Here is a 4,606-nt window from a genome sequence, read left to right as displayed (position 1 = left end):
GTTAATTGATATGTCAGCGATTTTATGTACATAGTCGAAATGATGATAAAAATAATATCTGTCAAACAATATAGATATGAATTTGCAATTATTCTGTATTCATTCTTTGGTCGAAAACAAGTAATATCATTGTCGTAAACAAAGCGTGATTAGGTTACTCCCTTATTTTTGGAGAATTTTCTTTGATTAGCGTTCTTCTTGTTGATGACCACGAACTGGTGCGCGCAGGGATTCGACGCATTCTTGAAGATATCAAGGGTATCAAAGTAGCGGGCGAGATGCAGTGTGGTGAAGATGCGGTAAAATGGTGCCGTAGCCATGTTGTTGATATCGTTTTGATGGATATGAATATGCCCGGTATCGGCGGGTTGGAAGCAACTCGTAAGATTTTGCGTTTTTCTCCAGATACTAAAGTTATCATGCTAACCATCCATACTGAAAACCCGCTGCCCGCAAAAGTCATGCAGGCTGGTGCCGGTGGGTATTTAAGTAAGGGGGCGGCACCTCAGGATGTTGTTACGGCTATCCGTGCGGTTCATTCGGGGCAACGCTACATTGCTTCTGATATTGCGCAGCAGATGGCCTTGGGTCAGTTGGAGCCCCCAGCCGAAACGCCTTTTAGTTGTTTGTCAGAGCGTGAGTTACAAATTATGCTCATGATAACGAAAGGCCAAAAGGTGAACGACATTTCGGAACAACTTCATCTGAGTCCGAAAACGGTGAACAGCTATCGCTACCGGATGTTTAGCAAGCTTAATATAAGTGGTGACGTTGAATTGACCCATCTGGCCATTCGCCACGGTCTGTTTAACGCGGAGACGTTGTCTAATAGTGACTGATTGTTTCGATTCTAAAGAGTTTTTGAAAACTGTCACCAGCCAACCTGGTGTTTACCGTATGTATGATAAGACGGGGACAGTTATTTATGTCGGCAAAGCAAAAGACCTCAAGAAACGTCTGACGAGTTATTTCCGTGCTCAGGTTGCCAGTCGAAAAACAGAGACCTTGGTTAAGAATATTGCTCAAATTGATGTGACCGTGACGCATACAGAAACGGAAGCACTGCTGCTTGAGCATAACTATATCAAGCTTTATCAGCCGCGTTACAACGTACTGTTGCGTGATGATAAGTCATATCCTCTTATTTTCTTGAGTGCGGATACTCACCCGCGCTTAGCTATTCATCGCGGTGCTAAGCATGAGAAGGGTGAGTATTTCGGCCCGTTCCCAAACTCTTATGCTGTCCGCGAGACCTTGGCATTATTGCAAAAACTTTTTCCAGTAAGACAGTGTGAAAACAGTGTCTACCGCAATCGTTCACGGCCTTGTCTGCAATATCAGATTGGCCGTTGTTCAGGCCCCTGTGTTGCAGGGCTTGTGAGTGATGATGAGTACCAACGCCAGGTTGATTATGTGCGTTTGTTCCTCTCGGGCAAAGACCAACAGGTACTGACACAACTGATTTCCCGGATGGAGGAAGCCAGTCAATCGTTGCATTTCGAAGATGCGGCACGTATTCGAGATCAAATACAAGCAGTAAGGCGAGTTACTGAACAGCAGTTCGTTTCGGGCGACAGTGAAGATCTTGATGTTATCGGTGTGGCGTTTGATGCCGGATTAGCTTGTGTCCATGTGCTATTTATTCGACAAGGGAAAGTGCTGGGAAGCCGGAGTTACTTCCCGAAAGTTCCTGCCGGAACTGAGCTCAGTGAAGTCGTTCAGACCTTCGTTGGGCAGTTTTATTTGCAAGGAAGCCAGGGGCGAACACTCCCAGGTGAGATCTTGCTGGACTTTACCCTAGAGGAAAAGGATCTGCTGGCTTCCTCTCTTTCTGAGTTGGCCGGAAGAAAAATTCAGATCCAAAGCCGTCCTCGGGGGGATCGAGCGCGTTACCTTAAACTTGCGCGCACAAATGCCTCTACTGCGTTGATTACTCGTTTATCGCAGCAATCAACAATACATCAGCGAATGAAAGAGTTAGCCAAGATTCTTAATCTTGATGAGATCAATCGTATGGAATGTTTTGATATCAGCCATACGATGGGAGAGCAGACTGTCGCGTCTTGTGTCGTATTTGATGCAAATGGTCCTGTACGTTCGGAATATAGACGCTACAATATTAGTGGCATAACGCCTGGTGATGATTATGCGGCGATGTCTCAAGTGCTTAAACGTCGATATGGTAAGGCATTAGATGACAAAAAAATTCCTGATGTTATTTTCATTGACGGAGGGAAAGGCCAGCTGTCTCAGGCTTTTGACGTGTTTGCTTCTCTCACCGTTGAGTGGGATAAGCAAAAACCATTATTGGTCGGCGTTGCTAAGGGAAGTGATCGAAAAGCGGGGCTGGAAACATTGTTCCTGGAGGCGCAAGGGGAGGGGTTCTCGTTGCCACCAGATTCACCAGCATTGCATTTGATTCAACATATCCGAGATGACTCGCATAACCATGCAATCACCGGACATAGGCAGCGTCGTGCTAAAGTAAAAAATACCAGTGCATTAGAAACGATAGAGGGAGTTGGCCCTAAACGGCGGCAAATTTTGCTGAAGTATATGGGGGGACTGCAACCTTTACTGAATGCTAGCGTCGAGGAAATTGCAAAAGTGCCGAGTATTTCACAAGCATTGGCAGAAAAAATCTACAATGCATTGAAACACTGAGGCTAATGTTGCACCATACTCATAATATCCACCCCAGCCAGATAGTTATCGTAGCATTATGCAATTGAATATACCGACTTGGCTTACCCTGTTTCGTGTTGTACTCATCCCATTCTTCGTTCTGGCGTTTTATCTGCCATTCGTTTGGGCTCCGATGGTTTGTGCCATCATATTTGTGTTTGCAGCAGCAACCGATTGGTTTGATGGCTTTTTAGCGCGCCGCTGGAAACAAACTACCCGTTTTGGGGCTTTTCTTGACCCTGTGGCGGATAAAGTTATGGTTGCCATCGCATTAGTGCTGGTTGCTGAGCATTATCATGTCTGGTGGATCACTCTACCGGCGGCAACTATGATTGCCCGTGAAATCATCATTTCCTCCCTGCGTGAGTGGATGGCTGAAATCGGTAAGCGCAGCAGTGTTGCGGTGTCATGGATTGGTAAAGTGAAAACCACGGCTCAAATGGGTTCGCTGGTTGGCTTACTTTGGCGCCCAGACCATAACGTTGAGCTCGCCAGCTTTGTTCTTCTCTACATTGCTGCGGTACTGACATTCTGGTCAATGTTTCAATATTTAAACGCTGCCTGGAATGATTTGCTCGAACCTTGATCGAAGCGCCGCAAAAAGCAGCAAACGAACACATTAGTCAGATAATTTTATTGACTCATTGCGTCAGGTAAGTAGAATGCATCGCATCAGACGGCTGCAACGAAATGTCGAAAGATAGCAAAAGAATCAGTAAGTTCTGATGTTGCGGGAATAGCTCAGTTGGTAGAGCACGACCTTGCCAAGGTCGGGGTCGCGAGTTCGAGTCTCGTTTCCCGCTCCAAATTAGTAGGTTGGCTTAAGGCGAACCTCAGCTGTAAAGGCAAAGAAGAATAAGGCGCGTTGGCAGAGTGGCCATGCTACGGATTGCAAATCCGTCTACCTCGGTTCGACTCCGGGACGCGCCTCCAGTTTTCCAGAGCCCGGGTGGTGAAATCGGTAGACACAAGGGATTTAAAATCCCTCGGCTTATGGCTGTGCGGGTTCAAGTCCCGCCCCGGGCACCATGGAAAATATTCTAAGTAAAACAAAGTAGTATGAGTATGTTGTTAACCGCCGAGAGGCGGTTTTTTTGTGCCTAAAATCACACTTAGGAAGATGATTTAGGAACATAAAATTCAACTAACGCATAAAAAATCACTTCTTCTGATTACCTACCACTGGAACAATTTTTATTTTCCTGACTCTCTGAATTGATCCTTGCGTAATGAAAGCACATCAGCCTGTCTTGCGAGGCACAAGTACGCTATCTCCATTGCTGCCCGCACAATGTCAGGCGCAGCTTTATACAGAGCGTTATATTCTTCATCTGTAATATAGCGTTCCCTGGATCCCTCTTTAAATTGCTTAACCCCCTTACATGGATTCCCTTTCACAAATCCCCGCTCATACCCCCATCTATAGGCCCGAGACATAAACGTTTTTTCCCTGTTTGCTTGCGTCCTGCTACTAAGCCCTCTCTTATCCATATATTTTCTGACATGTTCAGGTCTTATATTGTCTGGTTCCATTCTCCCGAATACTGGCAATAGCCCCTGTATCACTTTGGCTATCGCTCTGTCGGTCTCAGAACAGGCCCGCTGTATATCTTGGTCGGGGATCCGTGTATTGATAGCAGGATACTTGATAGCAACATTAGCATCCTGTAAGAGTAGCCCACCGCATAAGTCAGCCGAATTAATCCAGTTGTGACTCCCAGAATCCGCATTAACTGAATGCGAGGTACCTGAATTCGTTGGTACCACTTGGGGCGATAGTGGGCTGTATGTGTTGGCTTTGAAGCGTGAGCTGCGGATTTGTAAAGGGCGGCTCGATGAGGTTATTAGCTGGCGGCAGAACGCCACCCGGAAGCAATGAAAAAGGATTGTATATTAAAGTTATATAAATGGAGTTAATAAC

Annotated in this window: 3 protein-coding genes, 3 tRNA genes and 2 pseudogenes; 7 read left to right on the top strand and 1 reads right to left on the bottom strand. The window is 46.0% G+C overall.

The features are described 5' to 3' along the window. Window positions 1-182: 182 nt before the first annotated feature. From uvrY to V2A85_RS21985, 6 genes are all read left to right on the top strand, one after another. Entirely contained in the window at window positions 183-839 is a 657-nt protein-coding gene (gene uvrY / locus V2A85_RS22010; RefSeq protein ID WP_083159113.1) for a UvrY/SirA/GacA family response regulator transcription factor, read from the top strand. Then, entirely contained in the window at window positions 832-2,664 is a 1,833-nt protein-coding gene (gene uvrC, locus V2A85_RS22005; RefSeq protein ID WP_372558766.1) for an excinuclease ABC subunit UvrC, read from the top strand. The genes uvrY and uvrC overlap by 8 nt, the downstream gene beginning before the upstream one ends. Before the next feature lie 58 nt (window positions 2,665-2,722). After that, window positions 2,723-3,271 carry a CDP-diacylglycerol--glycerol-3-phosphate 3-phosphatidyltransferase gene (pgsA, locus tag V2A85_RS22000; RefSeq protein WP_083159111.1) on the top strand — a complete coding sequence of 183 codons (549 nt, stop codon included), beginning with the start codon at window positions 2,723-2,725 and terminating at the stop codon, window positions 3,269-3,271. 144 nt (window positions 3,272-3,415) lie between these two features. Further along, window positions 3,416-3,491: transfer RNA gene (locus tag V2A85_RS21995), tRNA-Gly, on the top strand. A gap of 53 nt (window positions 3,492-3,544) precedes the next feature. Then, a tRNA-Cys gene (locus tag V2A85_RS21990) sits at window positions 3,545-3,618 on the top strand. A gap of 10 nt (window positions 3,619-3,628) precedes the next feature. Further along, window positions 3,629-3,714, top strand: a tRNA-Leu gene (locus V2A85_RS21985). A gap of 171 nt (window positions 3,715-3,885) precedes the next feature. Here the strand turns inward: V2A85_RS21985 and V2A85_RS21980 are convergent. Then, window positions 3,886-4,239, bottom strand: a pseudogene (locus tag V2A85_RS21980) (integrase); the annotation flags it as partial. Window positions 4,240-4,462: 223 nt separating this feature from the next. Between V2A85_RS21980 and V2A85_RS21975 the strand changes: the two are divergent. Then, window positions 4,463-4,564: pseudogene (locus tag V2A85_RS21975) on the top strand (hypothetical protein); the annotation flags it as partial. Between the last annotated feature and the right edge of the window lie 42 nt (window positions 4,565-4,606).

This window comes from Yersinia sp. 1252 StPb PI, from assembly GCF_048593885.1.
In the GTDB taxonomy this organism is placed as follows: Bacteria; Pseudomonadota; Gammaproteobacteria; order Enterobacterales; family Enterobacteriaceae; genus Yersinia; species Yersinia enterocolitica_E.
This window is presented reverse-complemented; position numbering and strand designations above follow the sequence as displayed.

Excerpts from the sequence above, each read along its gene's own strand:
- pgsA (WP_083159111.1), top strand. The coding sequence starts at position 2,723 with ATGCAATTGAATATACCGACTTGGCTTACCCTGTTTCGTGTTGTACTC.